Genomic DNA, 23,492 nt, shown 5'->3' on the forward strand with positions numbered 1-23,492 from the left:
CCTTCTTTCAACTGAAATCAAACGAGGAGATGAGAGAATTGCTCTTTTATTTCTTCATGTACATGAAACGGGAGAAGATCTTGTAATTTTCGCTTGCAGTGATCGATGTAATTGATCGAGGTTTCTGACTCCGTTTTCTCGCGATAAACACGTTTTAGCGCAAATAAGTAATACGCTACTTCCCCCCACTCATGGGCATGCACGTGTTCTGCAAGCTGCCGAAGCAATGCAGATTCAATGACAGCGATGCAATGAAAACGCTCAAGATCATTTGACGACAATTGCTGCAAGTGAATTTTTTTTATATTGATCTCTTTAATCGCTTCGGCAAAACGACGAATGAGTGAAATGTCATGTCGTCGCGCTAAAAAGTCGTAGTACAATCCGCTATATAAATCTCCCGCAAGTACAGTCAACTGCTTTTGTTGTGAAATTTGTTGCTCATCTACTTCATCATGGGTGTCAAGGGCGAGTTGAATTAACATCATAGCAAACACATAATCGAGTGCGATGTTTTCTTCCACTCGAGCCGAACGTAACATAGAAAGAGCAAACGATATGCGATCCTCATCGATCATGCGTGGTTGTATATAGCGATCTACATACGAATGGGCGATTGCCCGTTGAATGCGCGTTCGTACTTGTTCGATTTGCTGTTGCATATCCATGACTCATCACCCTTGCTTCCCAAAAACTCAAACTTTATTATATCATAAACCTTCTTCACGTTAACGATGATTTTTCGCATCAGATTGGATTTCGCCATGTTGCGTTTGAATAAGTGCTTTTCCGCGCACTTTAATCGCTGATGTATGCTCTGTAAATTGAGCAATAAGCACTTCCCCTTGATCAAGCTTTTCAGAATGATGAAAGCGCGTATCTGAGCCACGCGTTAGCCCGATGACATTCACTCCGTCTTCTAACGCTTTAATCACCACATAATCACCTTGCATCATACAATCCCTCCTATTTAATCAGCGCTAATATTTCGGAACGAGCTTTGTCATCTGTTGCAAACGTTCCACGTACCGCAGTTGTAACTGTTTTCGCTCCTGGCTTTTTCACACCACGCATCGTCATACACATATGTTCAGCCTCCACAACAACCATCACCCCATGCGGTTCGAGCGTCTCCATAATGGCATCGGCTACCGTTGCTGTAATTCGTTCTTGTAATTGCGGTCGTCGCGCAACAGTTTCGACCGTTCGTGCTAGTTTGCTCAATCCCGTCACTTTTCCGCCACGTGGAATGTATGCGACGTGGGCCACACCAAAAAACGGAACAAGATGATGTTCACACATTGAATAAAACGGAATGTCTTTGACGAGGACAAGTTCTTCATGGTCTTCACTAAATACCGTTTGCAAGTGCACTTTCGGATCTTCGGTTAAACCAGAAAACACTTCCGCATACATTTTTGCTACCCGCTTCGGTGTATCGAGCAACCCTTCACGATTTGGATCTTCGCCAATCGCTTCTAAAATTAAGCGAACCGCTTGTTCAATTTGTTGTACATTCATTTGTTGCATCCTCCTACCATTCAACTTCACGTAATCCGATTCTAGCACATAAAGATGAAAAAAGGCAAAAAAGAAGAGGCAGCTCGCAACCGGCTACCTCTTTTGGCTGTATGTAATTTCTTACTTTACAGCATCTTTTAACGCTTTCCCAGGTTTGAAAGCAGGAACTTTGCTTGCAGCAATCTCGATTTCTTCTCCTGTTTGCGGGTTGCGTCCTTTGCGCGCCGCACGCTCACGTACTTCGAAGTTACCAAAACCGATTAATTGCACTTTATCACCGTTTTTAAGCGCTTCTGTAATTGCGTCAAAAACAGCATCAACCGCTTTAGATGCATCTTTTTTAGAAAGGCCGCTTGCTTCAGCTACCGCGTTGATTAATTCCGTTTTGTTCATGCCACTCACCTCCTCCCAAAGCATATGTATCATACATTACTTTCAGTTGTTTACACTTTCTATTGTTTCTATACATTAACATGCCTTATATTAACTGATTCTTGCTCATAATTCAACATTTTTCGAGTAAAATCATGCAATTTGCCTACTATTCTCCAACGAACCTAACATTTTCTGAATAAAGATTATCATATCGCGCTTTTTTACTGCAAGAGAAAATTTTTGTTTCAAAGCAAAAAAGACCCCAAACGGAGTCTTTTTATAAAATGATCGCGATTAGTCCACCGGAGCCTTCGTTAATGATGCGCTCTAACGTTTCTTTTAATTTATAGCGGGCATTTTCAGGCATAAGTGCTAGTTTCGCTTGAATGCCCTCGCGAACAATGGAGCTGAGCGAACGACCAAAAATATCAGAGTTCCAAATGGAAAGCGGATCGTCCTCAAAATCTTGCATTAAGTAACGGACGAGCTCTTCGCTTTGTTTTTCTGTTCCGATAATCGGTGCAAATTCCGATTCCACATCCACTTTAATCATATGAATGGACGGTGCCACAGCTTTTAGTCGCACGCCAAAGCGAGATCCTTGACGAATAATTTCCGGTTCATCTAAGCTCATATCAGAAAGCGACGGAGCAGCAATGCCATAACCTGTTTGTTTCACCATGCGAAGCGCATCGGCAATTTGATCGTATTCCGCTTTCGCATAAGCAAAATCTTGCATTAATTGCAACAAATGATCTTTCCCACGAATTTCAACGCCGACAACTTCTTTTAAAATTTGATCGTACAACTCATCTGGAGCATATAAATCAATTTCTGCAATACCTTGCCCCATTTCAATGCCAGCTAAACGTGCTTCGTCAATGAAGTCATATTCGCTAAATTGCTGCACAACGCGGTCGACATCGCGCAATCGCTTAATATCTTTCACAGTATCACGCACCGCATCTTGATAGCTCTCGCGCAACCAATGGTTTTCGCGCAATACCATAACCCAGTTCGGTAAATTGACGTTCACCTCTAATACTGGAAATTCATATAATGCTTCACGAAGCACTTGATACACATCGGCTTCCCGCATCCCTTCCACACTCAAGGCTAGCACCGGGATGTCGTATTTTTCGCTTAATTGCCGCTTCAACGTTTCTGTTTCTGGATGTTGTGGACGTACTGTATTAATAATCATAATAAACGGCTTGCCAACTTCTTTTAATTCGTTGACGACACGTTCTTCCGCTTCGACATAATTTTCGCGCGGAATTTCTCCAATTGAGCCATCGGTTGTAATGACGACACCAATCGTCGAATGTTCTTGAATAACTTTTCGTGTACCGATTTCTGCCGCTTCTTGAAACGGAATTGGTTCTTCATACCATGGTGTATGAATCATGCGCGGCCCGTTTTCATCTTCAAACCCTTTTGCACCTTGTACAGTATAACCGACACAATCGACAAGACGAATGTTCACTTCAAGTCCATCGTCTACTTTTACTTTTACCGCTTGGTTTGGGACAAATTTCGGTTCTGTCGTCATAATCGTTTTTCCTGCTGCACTTTGTGGCAGTTCGTCTTGCGCACGAGCTTTATCTGCTTCGTTTTGAATATTCGGAATTACAACAAGTTCCATAAACTTTTTAATAAATGTCGATTTGCCCGTTCGAACGGCTCCGACCACTCCTAAATAAATATCTCCGCCTGTTCGTTCAGCAATATCTTTAAAAAGATCGACCTTTTCCAACTGCCTTCCCTCCCTTATATTTAAAACATATGAGGACATTATATGCATATGTTGTTGTCCTATTTGTTTATGACTAAAAAATCCCTTCTCTAAAATGTATTTATTTAGGGAAGGGATCATGACTTATTTCACAAGAAAAATTGGCTCTTTTTTCTTTTCATCAATCGTATAAGGAAGGGAATATGCAGGTACGAAAAGCGAATGTTTGACAAGCAGATCGCGAATATCGTCCCCGTATCGATAGTTATGAGGCTCTGTTTGCAGTTTTTCGTACAAATCCATGCGATAGTCGATATAAATTTCTCCTTTGCCGTCAATAATGAGCGGAAGATTTTTGCCTGAATATGGGCTGACAACATGAGGAGGTGCGTCTAAACGAAGTTTCTTATAATCGAGCGTAAATACCCCTTTCGCCAACATTTCTTTAAATGGCGGGTAACCATGCGCATCTTGATACATACGAATGCGCAATTTTAAATCGCGAATCGCTTCTGCCGCTCGCAAATCTAGCAATTTCACTGTCGGATTTGTTTCTACATCAACGAGAACATATTGATACACCCCACCGCTTTCAAATGCGTTTCCTGGCGGCTCAGCCATATATCGCGGCACAAGCAAATTGAAATCAATCGGATATTTTTGATAAATTGGTGTAGACATATCACGTGTTTTAATTGGTAGTAACCCACCTGTCGCTTGTCGATACTCATTTACAGCTTGTTGCACACGATCGACTTGTTCTTTATACGGAATTTTGTTTTGTGCTAATCGCTCTTGCGGATATAAACATCCAGATAATAAGACTGATAAAATAGCAATCATTATAGAATATAGCCACTTTTTCATCTTTCATCCATCCTTTTATTCTTGAACCGGCCCGCTAAATACGACAAATACGATAATGAGGCCAGCGATGATCATACTTATGTATGCAATCGTCGCTAAAATGATTTTGATAATCTTGTTTTTTACCTTATATCGACTAAAATAAATCGAAAATACGGCAACAAACATTAAACCGATTCCTGTTAATGAAATCCACATTTTTAAAAGACCTGGTGACATCGCTCTCCCTCGCTTTCTTTTATCCCGTCGTCACATAAAAAAGCTGAAGTAAAGCGGGGCGTCTTTACTTCAGACGATGACTAAACATGCACCATCCATTCGAGTCTGAGAATGTTTTTATAGCATTGTATGCAATATCTATAACAAAGCGCTCTTCACATGCCTATTTCAAAGAAAATTATAGCGAAATGTTTGCCAAATCTTCAAGTTCCGATGTTTTTCCACGCGCCATCAACGAATCTACTGCACTTTTTACATCTTTTCCGTTAAACAACACATCGTAAAGCGCATTTGTAATTGGCATATCGACGTTCATTTTTTTCGCTAACTGATAGGCAGCTTTAGTCGTTCGCACACCTTCGACAACCATTCCCATATTTGCTAGCACGTCATCAAGCGCATATCCTTTGCCAAGCAAATTGCCCGCACGCCAGTTGCGCGAATGAACGCTTGTACACGTCACAATTAAATCACCGATCCCTGTCAATCCTGCAAATGTTAGCGGATTGGCACCGAGACGGCTACCAAGACGAGCCATTTCCGCAAGCCCTCGCGTCATAAGCGCCGCTTTGGCATTATCCCCATAACCAAGCCCATCCGTAATGCCAGCAGCTAGCGCAATAATGTTTTTTAACGCCCCACCAATTTCCACTCCGATTAAATCTGGGTTTGTATATACGCGAAAATATTGATGATTCATAAATAAATCTTGAATGCGCTCGGCTGCTTCCATATTTTTCGATGATACTGTTACCGTTGTCGGATGGCGTAAGCTCACTTCTTCCGCATGGCTCGGTCCTGATAAAACGACGACGTCTTGTAACAAATGGGCTGGCATTTCTTCTTCAATAATTTCTGAAATACGTTTATGTGTATCCGGTTCGATTCCTTTGCTAACCGAAACGATCGTAATCGGCTGTTTCACGCATGTGCGAACGCGCTGTAATACATCGCGAATCGCTTTCGTTGGAACAGCTAATACGACCGTTTCAACCCCTTCAAGCGCTTTGGCAAGATCTACATAGCCAACAATCGCTTCAGGAAGATGAATATTCGGCAAATATTTTTCATTCATATGTTTTTCATTAATTTCATCGATTTGTTCTTGACGCTGTCCCCAAAGACGAACGTCATGTCCATTATCTGCAAGGACGATCGCCAAAGCTGTGCCCCAACTACCAGCACCTAATACTGCAACCATCTGATCACCCCTTTAATTTCGCGGACGTGCAATGATTTTAATCGGTGTTCCTTCAAATCCGAACGTATCGCGAATACGGTTTTCTAAAAAGCGTTCATACGAAAAATGCATGAGTTCAGGATCGTTGACAAACACAACGAACGTCGGTGGTTTCACTGCAACTTGCGTCATATAGTAAATTTTTAATCGTTGGCCATTATGTGTCGGTGTCGGATTCATCGCAATCGCATCCATAAGCACTTCATTCAATACATTTGTTTGGACACGCATCGCATGATTTTCGCTTACCATTTGAATAACAGGAAGCAACTTATGCAACCGTTGTTTCGTTTTTGCGGATACGAATACGATCGGTGCATAGTCGAGAAATTGAAAGTGATCGCGAATTTTTTTCTCGAACTCGTTCATCGTCTTCTCATCTTTTTCAATTGCATCCCATTTGTTTACAACGATGACGACACCTCGACCCGCTTCATGCGCATACCCAGCAATTTTTTTATCTTGCTCAATAATCCCTTCTTCAGCGTTAATGACGACAAGCACCACATCGGAGCGCTCGATCGCTTTTAGCGCTCGCAATACACTATATTTTTCGGTGCTTTCATACACTTTTCCTCTTTTGCGCATCCCTGCTGTATCAATAATGACATATTCTTGTCCATCTCTCTTGAACGTTGTATCGATCGCATCGCGCGTCGTTCCTGCGATATCGCTCACAATGACCCGTTCTTCCCCTAAAATAGCGTTAACAAGTGATGATTTTCCAACGTTCGGACGACCAATTAAACAAAACTTTATAACATCCGCATCGTATTCTTTCGTTTCACGCTTAGGAAAATGAGCAACGACCGCATCGAGCAAATCTCCGATGCCTAGTCCGTGCGTGCCAGAAATCGGAATCGGCTCTCCGAATCCGAGCGTATAAAAGTCATAAATGTTTTCACGCATGTCTGGATTGTCAATTTTGTTTACGGCTAGAACGACCGGTTTGTTAGAACGATATAAAATTTTCGCTACTTCTTCGTCTGCTGCTGTGACGCCATCTCGACCGTTTGTCATAAAAATGATGACGTCCGCTTCGTCGATCGCAATTTCTGCCTGTTGACGAATTTGTGTTAATAACGGCTCATCGCCAATATCAATCCCACCTGTATCAATAATGTTAAATGTTGTATTTAACCACTCCGCACTACTATAAATTCGATCGCGCGTTACTCCTGGTACATCTTCTACAATAGAAATACGTTCTCCGACAATGCGATTAAAAATCGTTGACTTCCCGACATTTGGGCGACCAACGATCGCTACAACCGGTTTCGACATATTCTCACACTCCTTCACTAAAATTCGAAACCCGAACAAAAAAGAAGCCCTTCCACTGAAGGGGCTAGCTTTCCCATTTTATCAAAAAAATCAATGTTTCACAATAATGAGCAAATCATCGCTTAATGCATGAGCAATGCCATCTAAAATCGCCTCTAAATTGGCTGCGATGCGCTGCATTTCTTCATCGGTTTCACAAACGAACGTCACCCCGCCCGCCACTTTATGTGGTGACGTCGTAATGACAGCTAAAATCATTTTTTCTACGGTCATTTTAACACCTTCCCTGCTTGATTCGTTTCAGACTTCGTCGGCATGCGAATTGCATTTTCTAACGTCGGTACATTACGAATGATCGCTTTTGCTTTTTCGATATCTTTTTCTTGCGGTAAAATAAAAATGCCAACTCGACCATCATCTAAATCACGCTTCGCAAGCGGCACAAGCGCTGGCGTGCCCGAGTCGCGATATACGCCTAATGCTGTTGAAATATCATGTAAAATTGCTTGGCGTTGACCAAGATTTGCGATCGTAGAGCGAGCGTTAAAGTTTTTCGGCTTTAAAATAAAGCCCATGCCATACCGTAAAATTTCTTCGCGACGTGCTTCTAACCCGATATTCATGATGTAAATATTATCAACATACAACCCCGCCCCTTTAAAATGTGGTTTTACATATTCCACTTCGACAATATCACCAAGCCGACTGCCGGACATGAATTTGCGAGCAAGGATAAACGAAATGGCAGTCGCAACAATTCCAAGCCATATATTCCAAACTAAATAAGCAAACGTGCTTAAAAATGACGCAAAAATAACCAAATAGTTTCTCCCTTCAAAAACAATCGCAATCCCTTCAATGTACGTCTTGCCGCGCGGAACAAGCTCGTATTGGTCAAGCTCATTTAACGTATTCCGTTCCATGTTGCGCACGTCACGAAACTGCGAAGCAGCTAATGCTAAAAATGTGATAGCTGCAAACTCTTTCTCCATAATGGCGGGCACCGCAATCGTTCCAAGTCCAGCTGCAATAAAACCAAGTGCAATATGAATAATTTTCCCATGCAAATACGTTGGATATTGACGGTAGTCCGTCTTTAATAAATATAGACGCGTTAACACACCGACCGTTACGCCAAATAAAATCGGGTACGTATATTCGTTCACGTCTTAACCTCCCTTGCTCGTTTTTGAAATCGTGTATCGATGTACATCGGTAACTGTTCAAGCCATTGCCATCCAAATAAACAGGCGCTCGCTAACACCCATCCATCCAAAAAAGAAAGAGAACCGATCAAATGGGGAAAGGAAAATTGCTTTAACACAAATGCGTATAAGAAATCACCTTGACAACAACCGACCGTTAACACAAGTAAACGATCATAAAATGAGCGATATAGTACAAACGATGTAAACAAAAGGACGAGCGCAAGCAACCATGTCGCTTCAGCAAACACCCAAACCGGATCAAATAACAATAAAAAATGAAATGCGGCATACAACATAGTCAAACTGGCACTAGCAAACGCAAAATAAACGAACGCTTTTCCCCTTTGCCTCATTACAAAAAAATAACTAACGATGAGCATGAGAATGTAAGCAAGTGAAACAGAGAATGAATACACCGTTATCTCATGAATAGATAGCGTAATTAACAATAAAACATATAGACAGATCAATAGACGAATGCGGTTTTTCGGAGCAAAAAACGTGTAAACAATCCATAAAAACCAAGAAAGCCAATAAAAATAACTTCCTTCCACCATAACACCTCCACTTTCCAGTATGTCTTTTTTTAAAAAATTTAATCTTCACATGTGAAAAAAGAGAATGGGCAAAATAAAAACTAAGGAGGGATAAAGATGGGGAAAGATCGCCAAGAGAGAAAGTTAAAGCAATCGCGACGCGTGGAGTCTGATCGCGATCCTGCGAAAAATTTTAAAGGAAGCACAAAAACAGAAAAATAAGCTTCTACAAACATCAAAAAGGTGCCCCATTTTTTGGGACACCTTTTTCGTTATCGTTGGCTATAACGCGTTGTTTCAATACCTCGCTCGCGCAACCAATGATGCGTTTTTCCGGTAATGACGAGGGGAGCTTTTTGTAAGTCAAAAATCGTTCGAGTACCTAGTGCGGTCATGATGACCGTTAAATCTTCGTGCAACTGATTGATGTCTGCCATAAGTGCGTCCACTCCTTTTTCAATCAAGAGACGCAACATATAGCCCGCCATGCCTACCGCAGAAGCACCAAGAGCAATACATTTGGCCACATCGAGTGCATGTTGTACTCCTCCGCTTCCGATAATGCTTATACGCTGGACTTCGGACGCCACTTCCGCAATCGATGCTGTCGTTGTTATTCCCCATTCGTTAAAGTAATCAAGTTGGTTTTCACGCCGCTTATTTTCAATTTGCGCAAAATTTGTCCCCCCAAATCCACCGACATCAACGGCACACACACCAATATCTTCTAACTTTCGTGCTGTTTCTTTGCTCATTCCAAATCCGACTTCTTTTACGATCACAGGCACATCAACAGCAGAGACAATTTGTTCAATGCGTGAAAGCGCCCCGCAAAAATTGCGATCTCCTTCAGGCATCACTAACTCTTGAACGACATTTAAATGAATTTGAAGCGCATTCGCCTCGATCATATCGATTGCACGTTTCGCCTCGTCAACCGTTGCCTCGCTACCTAAATTGGCGAATACAATACCATGCTTATTGACTTGACGAATAATGGTAAACGACTGTTGCTCTCTCTCATCTTTTAAAGCGACCATCTGCGAACCAACGGCCATGGCTAAGCCATATTCATTTGCGACGTAAGCAAGCTGTTCATTAATTTTTGTCGTCTCCGCACCTCCACCACCCGTCATCGCATTAATAAAAATCGGCGAACGTAAAGAAAGTTCGCCGATTTTTGTTTGTAAATCGATACGGGCAGTGGATATATTCGGCAAGCTATTGTGCACAAATGTCACATCTTCAAATCCGTGCAAGCGACGTTGTCCTGTTGCAAGCGCATATTCAATATGTTGTCGTTTTCGTTTTGCACGTTCCACTGCAATCACCATTTATTTTAATTTTTTTAACTGCTCTCCAATGACTTCACCAATTTGGAATCCTGTCGTTTCTGTTGAAGTTGTATATTCACGATAGTCTTCTTGTACGTCATCTTCAAGCAACTCACGAATGCTTAACGATAATCGTTTTTCTTGTTCGTTTACGGCAAGCACTTTTACTTTTACGACGTCGCCTTCTTTTAACACTTCATGCGGCGCACCAATATGTTTCGTTGCAATGTGAGAAATATGAACAAGCCCTTCTACGCCTGGCAATACTTCGACAAATGCTCCAAATGGCGCCAAACGTTTCACAGTGCCTTCTAACACGTCGCCTTCTTTTATTTTTTGTTCAATGTCATCCCACGGAGCTGGAAGTGCAGCTTTCATTGATAAAGAAACGCGACCGCTCTCCTCATCAATGGCAAGCACTTTGACTTTCACGACATCGCCTTCTTTTACGACATCTGACGGATGATCTACACGTGTATGGGCAAGCTGAGAAATATGTACAAGACCATCGACATCACCGATATTGACGAATACGCCAAAGTTTGTGATACGCGCAACCGTTCCTTCAAGCACTTGACCAACTTGAAGCGACTGTAATGCGGCTTTCTTTTTCGATGACTCTTCTTCTTCAATAACAGCTCGATGTGATAAAACGACGCGATTTTTTTCACGATCAAGCTCAATGACTTTTACAGCCAATGTACGTCCTTTGTAGTCTGTGAAGTCTTCAACAAAATCTTTTTCAACAAGCGAAGCTGGAATAAATGCACGGACACCAACATCCGCAACGAGTCCACCTTTTACAATATCTTTCACCACTACGTTAAACGTGTCGCCATTTGCGAGTTTTCTCTCTAACTCTTCCCATGCTTTTTCGGCATCTGCAGCTTTTTTCGATAAAATAAGCGCTTCGTCTTCTACTTTTTTCACTTTTGCGATAACCGCATCTCCGACGGATAGGACATCGCTTGCTTTCTCGATATGAAGGCTTGATAGCTCACTAATCGGGATAATGCCGACAAGCTTGCTTCCTTCGACATCGACAAGCACTTGCTTGTCTTCTACTTTCGTCACTTGTCCTTTTACTGTGTCGCCTACTTCGTAGACACGCACATCGACTTGATTCATCTCTTCCATAGTGAATACCTCCTTACACTCCACACCTGCTCAACGACAGAAATATATGTTCAATGGGCGAACACCAATGTGTTCGTCCATTCGACACAAAGAAAAAAATTCCTTTTTCACTAATCTGTATTAAAACGCTCATTTTGTCAAGTCATAACTATTGATGTTCGTTTAAAAGTTGTTGAATATGTTCCATAATAACTGCCGTTACTTCATCGGCGCTCGCTCTTCTTTCCCGCCACGGCGTGAAATCAACGGGCGCACCGTATATGACTTTCAACTTTTTTCCAATACGATAAGGACCGATAATGGCACACGGTACAACAACCGCTTCGCTACGCAACGCAAAAAAACCTGCCCCTGCCAATCCTTTTTTTAATTTTCCATCTTTACTTCGCGTTCCTTCAGGAAATAATCCAAGTACTTTTCCCTCTTTCAGTAAAGCTAAACCCGTTCTTAGTGCTTCACGATCCCCCATTCCACGACGAACAGGAAACGCATGTAAGCGTGAAACGAGTTGTTTTACAACCGGTGTGCGAAACAGTTCTTCTTTTGCCATAAAATGAACAGGGCGCGGACATGTGATACCAACGATCGGTGGATCTAGGTTGCTAATGTGGTTGGCGCAAATAATGACAGCACCTTCTTTTGGAATATGTTCCACTCCGCTTACTTCAATTCGGTAAAGCGGAGTCAGCACTTGTTTTACAACTGTGCGGGCAAACGTGTAAAAACTCACTACCCCTCCACCCTTTCTTGAACGATGCACATAATGCGATCGACCACTTCATCGATCGATAACGATGTTGTATCGATTTCAATCGCGTCTTCTGCTTTTCTTAAGGGAGCAACTGCGCGCTCAGAATCGATTTGATCACGCCGAGCAATTTCTTCTTTTAGCTGCTCGAAGTCAGATGGAATGCCTCTTAAAACGTTTTCTTCATGACGACGTTTCGCGCGTTCTTCAACAGAGGCAAGTAAAAAAATTTTCACTTCAGCATGTGGCAACACGTGCGTACCGATATCGCGGCCGTCCATGACGACACCGCCATGCTGCCCTAGCTCCCGCTGGCGTTTTACCATTTCTTCGCGCACAGCTGGATGTTTTGCTACATACGATACGTTGTTTGTAACATCATTTGTTCGAATAGCTTCGGTAACATTCTCACCATTTGCAAATACAAGTTGTCCACTCGGCGACGGCTTTAATTCAATATATGTATCATGAAGTACATTCATTAATTGTTTTTCGTTATGAACGTCTACACCGCGCTGAAGCGCGCAATATGTTAAGGCGCGATACATCGCCCCTGTATCAATATAGACATAAGATAAAGCTTCTGCTAATCGTTTCGCGACCGTGCTTTTTCCAGCAGCTGCCGGTCCGTCAATCGCGATCGAAATTTTCTTTTCCATAATGCCTCCCGTAAATCATTTTGTTTTCAACAAAAAAGCAGGAATGCTCCTGCTTCTTATATTGTACCATACCGCTTATCGTTGGTCGAATGTTTCAATCGTTTTTGTTTCGGAATTTTTCATGACACCTTCGTAATGAACGACTTTTACAATATAAGGAGCCAACGATGAATGAGAAACAATAAATTGAGCAAGGAGTAAAAAAATAAACTGAATGATTGCTAATTTCCATAACATACGTTCAACGTTCTTCACTTCTTTCCCTCCGCACCATTTTATTCTTATTATGGGAGAAGGAGTGCACGTTTATGCGTCAAGTTGCTCCTTTTTTCTTAGTTCAAGTTGTTTTTCAAAACTGTAACGAATTAATGTGAGACGATCAACATCGTTCACTTCCAAAAACTCCAAGGATGCTTTTACGACGTTTTCCTCAAATATACGTACAACACGGGCAGGAAAATGTAAATAATGATAATCTCCTGAACGCATATGTAGCACAAGCCAAATTTCAATGGTCATCCCGTGTTTTATCCCTGTTTCGTGATGAGGTAATACAATTGCTGCCCCACCTGCACTTATGTCGCTTGTGACGGTCGTAAATGGGACAAACTCATTTTGTAACGGATGAATCGCTACATCAACAATCGCATCGACACGCACGAACTGACGACGTTGAATACGAAGAAGTTGATTGTCTCCAGGATATGATAAAATGAGCAACGGAATGTTTCGTTTTGTGCGACCTAGCACTTCCGCTTCAAACGCATACACTGCTTCATCTTCTCCGACAAAACTGACCTTTAGCTGCGTTCCGTCTAACAAAAATGCTGTACGGTTTGTGCTCATATCAATTGGATAATCAATGTAAATTTTCCCGTCTTCTATTTCAGCCACTTTACACTTATATTTTTCCATATGTTCGCTATATTTTAGTTCAAGCGTTAACGGCACCCCAATTTTAACCAATGTGTAAATCCCCCTCACTAAAACATTTCCGTTATACGAAAAATACACCTCATAGCATTTTCAATTTGACAATAACATGATACCATCAAAATGAAAAGAAAAGAATTGGGAACGAGGAAGAAATTATGTGGGCTATTATTTCTGCGGGGATTGCCCCCGGATTAGCGTTGCTCAGTTATTTTTATTTGAAGGACGAATACGAAACCGAACCGTTATCACTTGTTTTACGCATGTTTTTATACGGTGCATTTTTAGTTTTTCCACTTATGTTTATTCAACACGTTTTAAAAGTTGAGCATATGTTGCCCAACCGTTTTGTTGAAGCGTTTTTATCAACGGGTTTATTGGAAGAATTTTTTAAATGGTTTGTGTTTTACTATGCCATTTATGATCATCGGGAATTTAATGAACCGTATGATGGCATTGTGTATGGAGTAAGTGTATCGCTCGGGTTTGCTACGCTTGAAAACATTTTATATTTATTTGCCAACGGCGTTGAATTTGCAGTAACCCGCGCGCTTTTACCTGTATCGAGCCATGCGCTATTCGGCGTCATTATGGGTTTTTATTTAGGAAGAGCAAAATTTAGTTTGCCGAAGAAAGAAAAAAATTATATATGGTTGTCTTTCCTTCTCCCATTTTTATTTCACGGCATATACGACTACATTTTATTGACACAAGAACGCTGGATTTATTACATGCTTCCATTTATGATTTTTTTATGGTGGCTCGCTTTACGAAAAGTAAAACTTGCAAGAGGAATGTCGATAGAGATCCCTCAATCATCAAGCCAGGCGTAACGCTTGGCTTTTTATTATGTTTTGTTATGTATAAAAACGTCATTGTGACAAAAAATATCGTCAAAAGGTATTGTTTACACAAGGGAGGAGTCACAATGCGCAAATGGTTCATTTGTTTGTTTTTAATCTTTTCGTTCAGTTATACATCGCAAGTGCACGCGTTTTCTAAACAAGTTATCCAGCGCGGAGCTGTCGGTGACGATGTCATCGAACTACAAGCAAGATTGCAATATCTCGGCTTTTATCGAGGGAAAATTGATGGAGTGTTTAGTTGGCGAACGTATTGGGCGTTACGAAACTTTCAATACAAATTTAAATTGCCCGTAGATGGTTTAGCCGGAGAAACGACAAAGAAAAAATTAGTGCGAGCTTCAAAATATTACAAATCATTTGTTCATAACAATTTGCGAAAAGGAAATACATTTACTCATTACGGTGGCGTTCCGCTAAGCAAACAAGTAAAAGTCCGGCAAACGAAAGCCAAAAATCAAACAACTGCGAAAAAAACGACAAATACACGTAGCAACTCTAAACAAAGAGCCGTAAAACGTGTCAAAGCAGCTGCGGTAAATGTGCCAAACGGGTTTTCCCAAAATGATATACAATTGATGGCCAATGCTGTACACGGGGAAGCACGCGGTGAACCATATATCGGCCAAGTGGCTGTTGCAGCAGTCATTTTAAATCGTATCAATAGCCCTTCGTTTCCAAAAACAGTAGCTGGCGTCATTTTTGAACCCGGAGCGTTTACAGCCGTAGCAGACGGGCAAATTTGGCTTACTCCGAACGAAACAGCTCGCAAAGCTGTGCTTGATGCGTTAAACGGCTGGGATCCGTCAGGCGGAGCGTTATATTATTTTAATCCAAATACGGCGACAAACGGTTGGATTTGGAGTAGGCCACAAATTAAACGAATTGGAAAACATATTTTTTGTAAATAGGAGGGGAGCTTTTTGCTACGAATTTTACTCATTGGAGCACTATCGATCGGCGTTGTAGGGACAGCCTATTGGGGATATCAGGAGCATCAACAAAAAAATGCCATTTTGATTCATGCTGAAAACAATTATCAACGTGCCTTTCATGATTTAACGTATCAAATCGACTTACTTCACGATCAAATTGGGACAACGCTTGCAATGAACTCACGTCAATCGTTGTCGCCAGCGCTTGCAGAAGTATGGCGCCTTGCTTCTGAAGCACACGCAACCGTTGGACAGCTCCCACTTTCTCTTTTGCCGTTCAATAAAACAGAAGAATTTTTATCGAATATTGGTTCATTCAGCTATCGTGCAGCCATTCGCGATTTAGATAAACAGCCGTTAAATGCAGAGGAATATAAAACATTGCAACAACTATACAAAAAATCTGCTGATATTCAACAAGAGTTACGAAACGTCCAGCATCTTGTATTAGAAAACAACTTGCGCTGGATGGATGTCGAGTTGGCACTTGCGACAAACAATCATCCAAACGACAACACCATTATAGATGGATTTAAGACGGTTGAGAAAAACGTACAATCTTATAATGAAACTGATTTCGGTCCTTCATTTACAAGCGTAGAAAAAAGAGAAAAAGGATTTAAACATATTTCTGGGAAAAAGATTACAAAAGAAGAAGCGAAACAAATTGCAAAAACGTTTCTCGGTTTAAAAGGGAATGAAAAAATCGAAGTCGTTCATAGCGGAGAAGGTGCAAGTGATGCATTTTATAGTGTGACGATTAAAAATCCGAAAACGAAGAGTGAAACGTATATGGATATTACCGAAAAAGGAGGATATCCGATTTGGGTCATTGAAAATCGTCCTGTTAATAAACAAAACATCAGTTTAAACGAAGCGACGATGCGCGGGCTTCAGTTTTTAAAGCAACATAAATTTAACAACTTTGAATTGTACGAAAGCACTCAATACGATCACGTTGCTATGCTCACGTTCGTCACAGCAAAAGATGGTGTTCGTATTTACCCTGAATCAATTAAAATGAAAATCGCACTAGACGACGGAAACATTATCGGCTTTTCCGCTCGCGATTACTTATCGTCAAAACGTGAACGAACGATTCCAAAACCAGCAATTTCAATTGAGCAAGCGCGCAAAAAAATGAATCCGAATGTTACCATTATGGAAGAAAGAAAGGCGATTATTATGAACAACATGAATGAAGAAGTGCTTTGCTATGAATTTTTAGGAACGCTCGGAGATGACACATATCGCATTTTTATTAATGCACAAAATGGAATTGAAGAAAAGGTAGAAAAACTTCAAAATCCTGAACCGGTTTATGGTGAAATATAGGGGACTAAACATTCCCCCCTTTTTCGTGCTAATAAAAGCGTCCAAACGTTATTTGGACGCTTTTTTCTCTCTTTCTACGATGCATGTAGCAATCAAGTCACCGTGAAAACGACCGTTTTCAATAAAAATTTCATTCGCGTTATTTCCGGCCGCAATGACGCCTGCGATGAAAATACCTTCCACATTTGTTTCCATCGTTTCTGGATTGTACATCGGTCGCCCTGTTTCCTCATCAATGTGAACGCCCATGTTTTTTAAAAAATCATGATCTGGATGATATCCTGTCATCGCAAACACGAAATCGTTTTTTATTTTCTTTTCTTCGCCATTTACTGTATAAATGACGGCGTCTTCTGTAATTTCTTTCACATGTGCATTGAATTCCATCGTGATAACCCCTTGGCGCACAAGGGAGTCAAATTCAGGCAAAATCCATGGTTTAATGCTTGAAGAATATTGGGAACCGCGATATAAAACGGTGACGCGCGCCCCTGCTTTAACGAGTTCTAACGCGGCGTCAACGCTCGAGTTTTTCCCACCGATCACGACACAATCTGTATTGTAGTACGGATGTGCTTCTTTAAAATAATGCGTCACTTTCGGCAAATGTTCGCCAGGCACGTTCATATAATTTGGGTTGTCGTAATATCCCGTCGCAATAATGACGTATGTTGCTTCATACGTACCTTTGCTCGTTTCAACAATAAACGAGCCATTCGCTTGCTTCGTTACGCGTTCGACTTTTTCAAATGCATGAACGCGAATGTTTTTTCGAGTGACAACTTCCCGGTAATAAACGAGCGCTTGATTGCGCTTCGGCTTTCGATTTTCAGTAATAAACGGAACACCACCAATTTCCAAGCGGTCGCTCGAGCTAAAAAATGTTTGATGTGTCGGATAATGATATAGTGAATTGACGATGTTTCCTTTTTCAATGACAAGCGGGGAAAAGTTTGCGTTTTGTAAAGCAATCGCAGCTGCTAACCCACATGGTCCTCCACCAACAATAATGATTTGTTCTTTTTTCACTTGACGCTCACTCCAATTAAAAAATCTCCTATCATATAATGATAGGAGATTTTTTGTATTGATGCAAACATTAAATCCAACCACGGAAACGGCATGCTTCCGCCATCTTACGTACACCGACCATATATGCCGCTAAACGCATGTCAACACGGCGTGTTTGCGCTGTTTCGTATACGTTATTAAACGCTTTCACCATCACTTTTTCCAGCTTTTCTTCCACTTCTTCTTCCGTCCAGTAGTATCCTTGATTGTTCTGCACCCACTCGAAGTAAGAAACTGTTACCCCACCAGCGCTCGCTAGGACGTCAGGAACGATTAAAATGTCGCGCTCCGTTAAAATTTCTGTCGCTTCTAACGTCGTCGGACCGTTTGCAGCTTCGACGATGATTTTTGCTTTAATGTTGTGGGCATTTTCTTCTGTAATTTGGTTCTCGATCGCAGCTGGCACTAAAATGTCGCACTCTAGTTCAAGCAATTCTTTGTTTGTAATTGTATTTTTAAACAACTTTGTTACCGTACCAAAGCTGTCGCGACGATCTAATAAGTAATCAATGTCAAGACCGTTCGGATCGTACAAACCGCCGTATGCATCAGAAATGCCGATCACTTTCGCTCCCGCATCGTGCATAAATTTTGCTAAATAGCTTCCTGCGTTACCGAATCCTTGCACAACAACACGCGCGCCTTTTAAGTCGATGCCGCGCTTTTTCGCTGCTTCACGAATGCAAATGGTAACCCCTTTCGCTGTTGCCGTTTCACGACCGTGTGAACCACCGAGTACAAGCGGTTTTCCTGTAATGAATCCCGGCGAGTTAAATTCGTCAATTCGGCTATATTCATCCATCATCCACGCCATAATTTGTGAATTTGTAAACACATCAGGCGCAGGAATATCTTTCGATGGACCGACGATTTGGCTAATGGCGCGAACGTAACCGCGACTTAATCGCTCTAATTCACGGAACGACATGGTACGCGGATCACATACAATTCCACCCTTTCCGCCGCCATACGGTAAATCAACAATCCCACATTTTAAACTCATCCAAATAGAAAGTGCTTTCACTTCACGCTCCGTGACGTTCGGGTGAAAGCGAATACCCCCTTTAGTTGGACCGACCGCATCATTATGCTGTGCACGGTAGCCAGTAAACACTTTTACTGAGCCATCATCCATGCGCACCGGAATTTTCACCGTTAACATGCGCAACGGCTCTTTTAATAGCTCATACACCTCTTCAGGATATCCGAGCTTTTCGAGCGCTCTATGTATGACGATTTGTGTTGCTCGTAGGACATCATGTTTTTCCTCGTTGGTATGCTTTTCGGCTACCATTTGTAAACCTCCCATGACCTTTTGTAAAATATTGTCCACCTTTCATGTCATAGTATACACCTTCTATGCGCATATGCAAAGAAGTTTTTATCGTTTTTTGTAATCGCTTTCAGAAAAACCGATCATTCACATCGCGATACGAAAGCGATATAATGAACGTACGAGAGAAAGGGGCGAGAAAGATGAAAAAACGAATTTTGTTTTGTTTTGCACATCCTGATGACGAGACGTTTACGGTCGGAGGATTGCTTGCGACATTAGCGAAGCGTGAGGATGTCGAAACGATCGTATACAGCGCAACGCTTGGCGATGCCGGAAAGTGTGGGAACCCTCCAGTTTGTACGAAAGAAGAGCTCCCCTACGTACGTAAAAAGGAATTGGAACAAGCAGCGGCTATTTTAGGTGTTGATCATGTCATTACCGATACATATCCTGATGGAAAATTACCCGAACATGAAAAACAGCTTGTCGATACGATTCGTCATATCATTGAACAATACAAGCCGACCGTTGTCGTAACGTTCCCGCCGCATGGTATTTCGGGACATCGTGACCATCAAGCGATTCAACGCGCCACATATCAAGCGGTAACATCGATGGATCATATTGTAGAGCAGTTGTATTATGTAACTGTCGTTGGTCGCCCGGATCGTTACGGTGACCCAATTGAAAACATCGATATCGTCTTCACATTCACAGATGAAGAAGCAAAAAAAGTGCGCAAAGCTTTACTTGCCCATCGTACACAACATTTATCCGTTGAACGTGTATTTCCAACTGTCCATCGTGACTCATTTCATAAATTTCAAAATAAGGAATTCTTTATACGTGCATGGACAAAAGAAGATGAACCACCTTACCCATTTTAAAAAAATAACCTTCGCAATAAGCGAAGGTTATTTTTTTACAAAGTATTTATATATTTGGTCAATCGCTTCGTTGGCGATCAATTTTTTGCCGTACTCTTCGACACGATAAATCGTCAATGTCGATGGGCTTCCATATTCAGCTAAAATAGCAACAAAATCATCTGTTGGAATGACAGATTCTGCAAAATGTAAATAAAAGCGTCCTTCATAACTGTAAAGCGAGCCGCCATGACAACCGAGCGAATAAAGACGCGTCGCTAATTGAATGACATCTTCAAACGTTTGAAATTCGAAAAATATATCATCGCTTTCATCTAGCGTGACTTGCATTTCAATATAATCGTCGCTAAACTCGTCTTCCTCATCTGCCATCTCACCTTCGCTCGTTACGATCACGACCATGCCCTGTGCTGGTAAAGAGTACACTTCAACAGCGACCGACCCATTAATTTCAAAGCCGAGCTCCTCACTTGCTTCCTCAATCATATCACGAAATAGCTCATGCACTTTGAACGTATCTTTCCATAAATCTTCTTTCGTTAAACCGCGCTCGACTAAATCGTCAAATGTGAGGAATATTTTAATTTTATTGTAGTTTAAGCGTTCAAGCCGCATAAACATCCCTCCTTACCTACACAGACTCTACTGTTAGCATATGACGAACATGTAGAAATGTTCGTCATATTACTAATGAGTTTACATCGTTTTCTCCCTTTTAGACAAGTATTTTTCATTGGATTTTAACCATTCATCCCATTGCTCTTTTGACTGCCCGAGAAGATGATCGCCATATTTACTTTTCATTTGTTCATCGACTTCATCAAACGCTCGTCCCCCAATTCCAATACGAATCGCTGGGTATGTTTGTTTCAATTGATCGACGAGTTTTAGCGTCGCTTGTACGTTTTGTTGTAACGTGCACGATAAAAAAATATAACATGGTTTCACTTCATTAATGACAATCAGTAAATCATGATGGTCAATAGTTGCACCTAAATAAATAGTCTCGTATCCTTTTCTGCGCAAATATAACGTAAAAATAAGTAACCCTAGTTCATGCCATTCGTTTGGCCCGCAAACGGAAATCGTTTTTGGAAGCAAGCGATGAACCGGGAGCATGGAAAACGCCATCCCAAGCCGTGAACGTAAAAAAGCGGAAGCAAAATGTTCATGAGCGCTCGTAATTTTTCCGTTTCCCCATAAATCTCCGATCCGTACAAGAAGCGGGCTTAACAAGTCAAGCGCGACTTTGTCAACCGTATATAAACTAAACGCCTCATTGAGCAATTCATGTGCTTTCCATTCTTCAAACGATAAAAGCGCCTGCAACAACCGTTCGCGAAGCGTAGTAATGTGATCTTCTGCTTGCATGCGCACTTCTGCAGGACGTTGTTCTAACAAAGAAACGGCTTGACTAATCGTAAATCCTTGATTCACTTTATCAACTAGCCATTTCAATATTTGCACTTGTTCCTCTGTATATAGACGATGTCCCGCTTCATTGCGCGGTGGGGCGATAATTTGATAACGGCGCTCCCACGCTCGCAACGTCCCAGGCTGAATACCTAACATGTTTGACACTGCTTTCACATTATATTTTCCTTCTTGCGTTGACATATAAAATCCTCCATCTTTCGCATCATTCTGTCAACATTATAGCGAACATGACGGAGGTGTGTAAATTTTGTATAAGTTTTGCTTAACTTCTCTTATGTTTTAACTCGATCAGATGCGTTTCCGCACGTGCACCGAAACGAAATGGAAGCGTCGTTGTCCCGTATCCGTTGCTCACAAGTAGCATCGTCCCATTTATATTTCGCAAACATCCTTTTTCATATAGCCCAAACGGTCCGAGACGAATTTGTCCGCCATGCGTATGTCCGCTTAAAACGAGCGCAATTTCATGTTGTGGCTTAATTTTTTCAATGATGCGCGGATCGTGGCTAACAAGGATGCGAAAAGTTGTCTGTTCGGCATCGCTTAACGCAAGCTCGAGCCGATCTCGCCTTTTGTTCATATCATCGACACCGAGCAAAGCGATGCGATCACCTTGCTCACTTTCAAACGTAACTGCCGTATTGTCTAATATTTTCACGCCATTTTCAAGCAATAGTGCATCTAACTCATGGTAATCTACTTCGTAATCGTTATTTCCCCAAACAAAATAAACGGGACCGAGCTTTTTCAACAACGCAATATTTCGTTTAACACGCGAAAACGGAACCCCTTTTTCAGTTAAATCGCCGCCGATAATAACAAGATCGACTTTTCCTTTTAATGAGCCAATTAACGTTTTCGATACACGTCGACGATGAATATCTGAAATAAAAAAAATACGAAAGCGAGAAAAGCTTTCTGGAAACGTTGAAAATGGCAATGAATGAAAAATAACACGATTCCGATGTGCTTCGATCCACATGTATAACATAAGTGCTACAAATATTGCTACAATATACACCATTTCAATTTTCCCTCTCTTTGTATACACTCATTGACATCATACCATATATGAGAGAAAAGAGAAAAAAAATCGTCGTCTTTTTTACATCAATCATCGCCAATATAAAAAACGTCAGTAATACGCTATACGAAAGAAATTGCTCTTTTCGATTCGTCGGTTCCTTTCGCCATGCTTGTAACGTATTCCAAGTCGCCGTACGAATTAACACGGCGTTGGCAATAAAACCGATAAAAAAACTGACGAGCGCAAAAAATGTTTTCATTGGATCAAAAATCATATCCGTTAAAAATGTAACTAACACGAACGGCTCGACCGCTGGCGTCCAAGCGATCATAAAATAGCCACATAACAATCCAACAATAAAAAGAAACCACATGTTGCCCCCTCCCTTTTTCAACATATGAAGCGAGAGAGTGTGTGGTCACTTATTTTCATGATAAAGCGTGATATCATATGTTTCTTTCATCCATTCGTAAAGAACATGCCTTTTTTCCCACGTTCGTTTTTCAAGTAATTCGCTACTTTTTTGAATGAACTCACAGCGGAGTGCATGGAAATCTTGCTCCGCTTTATCACTTTTCTTTTTACAAAATGAAACAAACCAACCAAGCGATCCAACGAATGCAGTAAACCAAAGAATGCGTTCATCATCAATCGCTGCTACAATCATTCGTTCTGTAGACGAATGATTTGGAATAACAACCGTTTGGTATATATACAATCCAAATAAAGCGAGTGAAAACAAAAACAAAATGAACGACCACTTCATTCTTTTTTTCATGTCTTCCCATTCTCTTTTATGCGTTATCATTCGTTGTAAAATCGCCTTTGTCACTTCATCTAATTCAATTGGGAAAATCATAGCCAC

General features: G+C 41.3%; 30 protein-coding genes. 5 read left to right on the forward strand and 25 right to left on the reverse strand.

Annotated features, from left to right (window positions below; translation table 11 throughout):
* Positions 1-17: 17 nt before the first annotated feature.
* The 12 genes from NST18_RS08515 to NST18_RS08570 all read right to left on the reverse strand — a co-directional run bounded on the left by NST18_RS08515 (position 18) and on the right by NST18_RS08570 (position 9,003).
* Complete coding sequence (locus NST18_RS08515) at positions 18-668, reverse strand: heptaprenyl diphosphate synthase component 1 (RefSeq protein WP_004889840.1); 651 nt, start codon at positions 666-668, stop codon at positions 18-20.
* A 60-nt stretch (positions 669-728) separates the two neighbouring features.
* Positions 729-956, reverse strand: a complete 228-nt coding sequence (gene mtrB / locus NST18_RS08520) for a trp RNA-binding attenuation protein MtrB (RefSeq protein ID WP_004889838.1) — start codon at positions 954-956, stop codon at positions 729-731.
* Between the two features lie 10 nt (positions 957-966).
* Positions 967-1,530 (reverse strand): GTP cyclohydrolase I FolE, encoded by a 564-nt coding sequence (gene folE / locus NST18_RS08525; protein WP_077428617.1) that lies wholly within the window; start codon positions 1,528-1,530, stop codon positions 967-969.
* Positions 1,531-1,641: 111 nt separating this feature from the next.
* Positions 1,642-1,914, reverse strand: coding sequence for an HU family DNA-binding protein (locus tag NST18_RS08530; protein WP_003394524.1), 273 nt, complete (start codon positions 1,912-1,914; stop codon positions 1,642-1,644).
* Positions 1,915-2,173: 259 nt separating this feature from the next.
* Complete coding sequence (gene spoIVA, locus NST18_RS08535) at positions 2,174-3,652, reverse strand: stage IV sporulation protein A (RefSeq protein WP_004889832.1); 1,479 nt, start codon at positions 3,650-3,652, stop codon at positions 2,174-2,176.
* 123 nt (positions 3,653-3,775) lie between these two features.
* Complete coding sequence (locus tag NST18_RS08540) at positions 3,776-4,498, reverse strand: hypothetical protein (protein WP_004889823.1); 723 nt, start codon at positions 4,496-4,498, stop codon at positions 3,776-3,778.
* A 15-nt stretch (positions 4,499-4,513) separates the two neighbouring features.
* Positions 4,514-4,717 (reverse strand): DUF2768 domain-containing protein, encoded by a 204-nt coding sequence (locus NST18_RS08545; protein ID WP_004889822.1) that lies wholly within the window; start codon positions 4,715-4,717, stop codon positions 4,514-4,516.
* 178 nt (positions 4,718-4,895) lie between these two features.
* Positions 4,896-5,918 (reverse strand): NAD(P)H-dependent glycerol-3-phosphate dehydrogenase, encoded by a 1,023-nt coding sequence (locus NST18_RS08550; RefSeq protein WP_004889821.1) that lies wholly within the window; start codon positions 5,916-5,918, stop codon positions 4,896-4,898.
* Positions 5,919-5,930: 12 nt separating this feature from the next.
* A complete protein-coding gene (gene der / locus NST18_RS08555) occupies positions 5,931-7,241 on the reverse strand; it encodes a ribosome biogenesis GTPase Der (RefSeq protein WP_004889820.1) in 1,311 nt (436 codons plus the stop codon).
* A gap of 90 nt (positions 7,242-7,331) precedes the next feature.
* On the reverse strand, positions 7,332-7,514 hold the full coding sequence (locus NST18_RS08560) for a capping complex subunit for YIEGIA (RefSeq protein WP_004889819.1): 183 nt from the start codon (positions 7,512-7,514) through the stop codon (positions 7,332-7,334).
* Complete coding sequence (locus NST18_RS08565) at positions 7,511-8,407, reverse strand: YIEGIA family protein (RefSeq protein WP_064214419.1); 897 nt, start codon at positions 8,405-8,407, stop codon at positions 7,511-7,513. Before NST18_RS08565 ends, NST18_RS08560 begins: the two co-directional genes overlap by 4 nt.
* On the reverse strand, positions 8,404-9,003 hold the full coding sequence (locus tag NST18_RS08570; RefSeq protein WP_035018579.1) for a YphA family membrane protein: 600 nt from the start codon (positions 9,001-9,003) through the stop codon (positions 8,404-8,406). Before NST18_RS08570 ends, NST18_RS08565 begins: the two co-directional genes overlap by 4 nt.
* A gap of 99 nt (positions 9,004-9,102) precedes the next feature.
* Between NST18_RS08570 and NST18_RS08575 the strand changes: the two genes are divergently transcribed.
* Complete coding sequence (locus NST18_RS08575) at positions 9,103-9,207, forward strand: YpzI family protein (protein ID WP_088223253.1); 105 nt, start codon at positions 9,103-9,105, stop codon at positions 9,205-9,207.
* Positions 9,208-9,257: 50 nt separating this feature from the next.
* Here NST18_RS08575 and fni read toward each other — a convergent pair whose 3' ends face one another.
* The 6 genes from fni to NST18_RS08605 form a co-directional block, all read right to left on the reverse strand.
* Positions 9,258-10,307 (reverse strand): type 2 isopentenyl-diphosphate Delta-isomerase, encoded by a 1,050-nt coding sequence (gene fni, locus NST18_RS08580; RefSeq protein ID WP_004889816.1) that lies wholly within the window; start codon positions 10,305-10,307, stop codon positions 9,258-9,260.
* A gap of 12 nt (positions 10,308-10,319) precedes the next feature.
* The gene (gene rpsA, locus NST18_RS08585) at positions 10,320-11,456 is read right to left on the reverse strand and encodes a 30S ribosomal protein S1 (RefSeq protein WP_340721358.1); all 1,137 of its coding nucleotides are present in this window, start codon (positions 11,454-11,456) and stop codon (positions 10,320-10,322) included.
* A gap of 148 nt (positions 11,457-11,604) precedes the next feature.
* A complete protein-coding gene (locus tag NST18_RS08590) occupies positions 11,605-12,186 on the reverse strand; it encodes a lysophospholipid acyltransferase family protein (protein WP_004889813.1) in 582 nt (193 codons plus the stop codon).
* The gene (cmk, locus tag NST18_RS08595; protein ID WP_064214469.1) at positions 12,186-12,863 is read right to left on the reverse strand and encodes a (d)CMP kinase; all 678 of its coding nucleotides are present in this window, start codon (positions 12,861-12,863) and stop codon (positions 12,186-12,188) included. Before cmk ends, NST18_RS08590 begins: the two co-directional genes overlap by 1 nt.
* 75 nt (positions 12,864-12,938) lie before the next feature.
* Entirely contained in the window at positions 12,939-13,118 is a 180-nt protein-coding gene (locus NST18_RS08600) for a YpfB family protein (RefSeq protein WP_035018578.1), read from the reverse strand.
* 51 nt (positions 13,119-13,169) lie between these two features.
* Complete coding sequence (locus tag NST18_RS08605) at positions 13,170-13,829, reverse strand: flagellar brake protein (RefSeq protein ID WP_004889809.1); 660 nt, start codon at positions 13,827-13,829, stop codon at positions 13,170-13,172.
* Between the two features lie 125 nt (positions 13,830-13,954).
* Between NST18_RS08605 and prsW the strand changes: the two genes are divergently transcribed.
* The 3 genes from prsW to ypeB all read left to right on the forward strand — a co-directional run bounded on the left by prsW (position 13,955) and on the right by ypeB (position 16,929).
* On the forward strand, positions 13,955-14,629 hold the full coding sequence (prsW, locus tag NST18_RS08610; RefSeq protein WP_340721359.1) for a glutamic-type intramembrane protease PrsW: 675 nt from the start codon (positions 13,955-13,957) through the stop codon (positions 14,627-14,629).
* A gap of 95 nt (positions 14,630-14,724) precedes the next feature.
* The gene (sleB, locus tag NST18_RS08615; protein ID WP_035018577.1) at positions 14,725-15,570 is read left to right on the forward strand and encodes a spore cortex-lytic enzyme; all 846 of its coding nucleotides are present in this window, start codon (positions 14,725-14,727) and stop codon (positions 15,568-15,570) included.
* A 12-nt stretch (positions 15,571-15,582) separates the two neighbouring features.
* Positions 15,583-16,929: a germination protein YpeB gene (gene ypeB / locus NST18_RS08620; protein WP_064214470.1), complete on the forward strand. Its 1,347-nt coding sequence runs from the start codon at positions 15,583-15,585 to the stop codon at positions 16,927-16,929.
* A gap of 48 nt (positions 16,930-16,977) precedes the next feature.
* On the opposite strand, the gene NST18_RS08625 is transcribed toward ypeB, so the two are convergent.
* Together NST18_RS08625 and NST18_RS08630 are read right to left on the reverse strand one after the other, a co-directional pair.
* The gene (locus tag NST18_RS08625; protein ID WP_004889803.1) at positions 16,978-17,958 is read right to left on the reverse strand and encodes a YpdA family putative bacillithiol disulfide reductase; all 981 of its coding nucleotides are present in this window, start codon (positions 17,956-17,958) and stop codon (positions 16,978-16,980) included.
* 70 nt (positions 17,959-18,028) lie between these two features.
* Positions 18,029-19,294 (reverse strand): Glu/Leu/Phe/Val family dehydrogenase, encoded by a 1,266-nt coding sequence (locus tag NST18_RS08630; protein ID WP_340721360.1) that lies wholly within the window; start codon positions 19,292-19,294, stop codon positions 18,029-18,031.
* 182 nt (positions 19,295-19,476) lie between these two features.
* Here NST18_RS08630 and NST18_RS08635 point away from each other — a divergent pair, with 182 nt between their 5' ends.
* A complete protein-coding gene (locus tag NST18_RS08635; protein WP_035018575.1) occupies positions 19,477-20,163 on the forward strand; it encodes a PIG-L deacetylase family protein in 687 nt (228 codons plus the stop codon).
* A 27-nt stretch (positions 20,164-20,190) separates the two neighbouring features.
* Here the strand turns inward: NST18_RS08635 and NST18_RS08640 are convergent, their stop codons facing one another.
* The 5 genes from NST18_RS08640 to NST18_RS08660 all read right to left on the reverse strand — a co-directional run bounded on the left by NST18_RS08640 (position 20,191) and on the right by NST18_RS08660 (position 23,486).
* Complete coding sequence (locus NST18_RS08640; protein ID WP_004889797.1) at positions 20,191-20,778, reverse strand: genetic competence negative regulator; 588 nt, start codon at positions 20,776-20,778, stop codon at positions 20,191-20,193.
* 81 nt (positions 20,779-20,859) lie between these two features.
* Entirely contained in the window at positions 20,860-21,780 is a 921-nt protein-coding gene (locus NST18_RS08645) for a MerR family transcriptional regulator (RefSeq protein WP_004889795.1), read from the reverse strand.
* An 82-nt stretch (positions 21,781-21,862) separates the two neighbouring features.
* Positions 21,863-22,624 carry a metallophosphoesterase gene (locus NST18_RS08650; protein ID WP_004889794.1) on the reverse strand — a complete coding sequence of 254 codons (762 nt, stop codon included), beginning with the start codon at positions 22,622-22,624 and terminating at the stop codon, positions 21,863-21,865.
* 1 nt (position 22,625) lies between these two features.
* On the reverse strand, positions 22,626-23,000 hold the full coding sequence (locus tag NST18_RS08655; protein ID WP_192948307.1) for a hypothetical protein: 375 nt from the start codon (positions 22,998-23,000) through the stop codon (positions 22,626-22,628).
* Between the two features lie 45 nt (positions 23,001-23,045).
* Positions 23,046-23,486, reverse strand: coding sequence for a YpbF family protein (locus NST18_RS08660; protein WP_004889791.1), 441 nt, complete (start codon positions 23,484-23,486; stop codon positions 23,046-23,048).
* Positions 23,487-23,492 lie beyond the last annotated feature (6 nt).

It is taken from the genome of Anoxybacillus sp. FSL W8-0104 (genome assembly GCF_038004465.1).
Classification (GTDB): Bacteria; Bacillota; Bacilli; order Bacillales; family Anoxybacillaceae; genus Anoxybacillus; species Anoxybacillus flavithermus_G.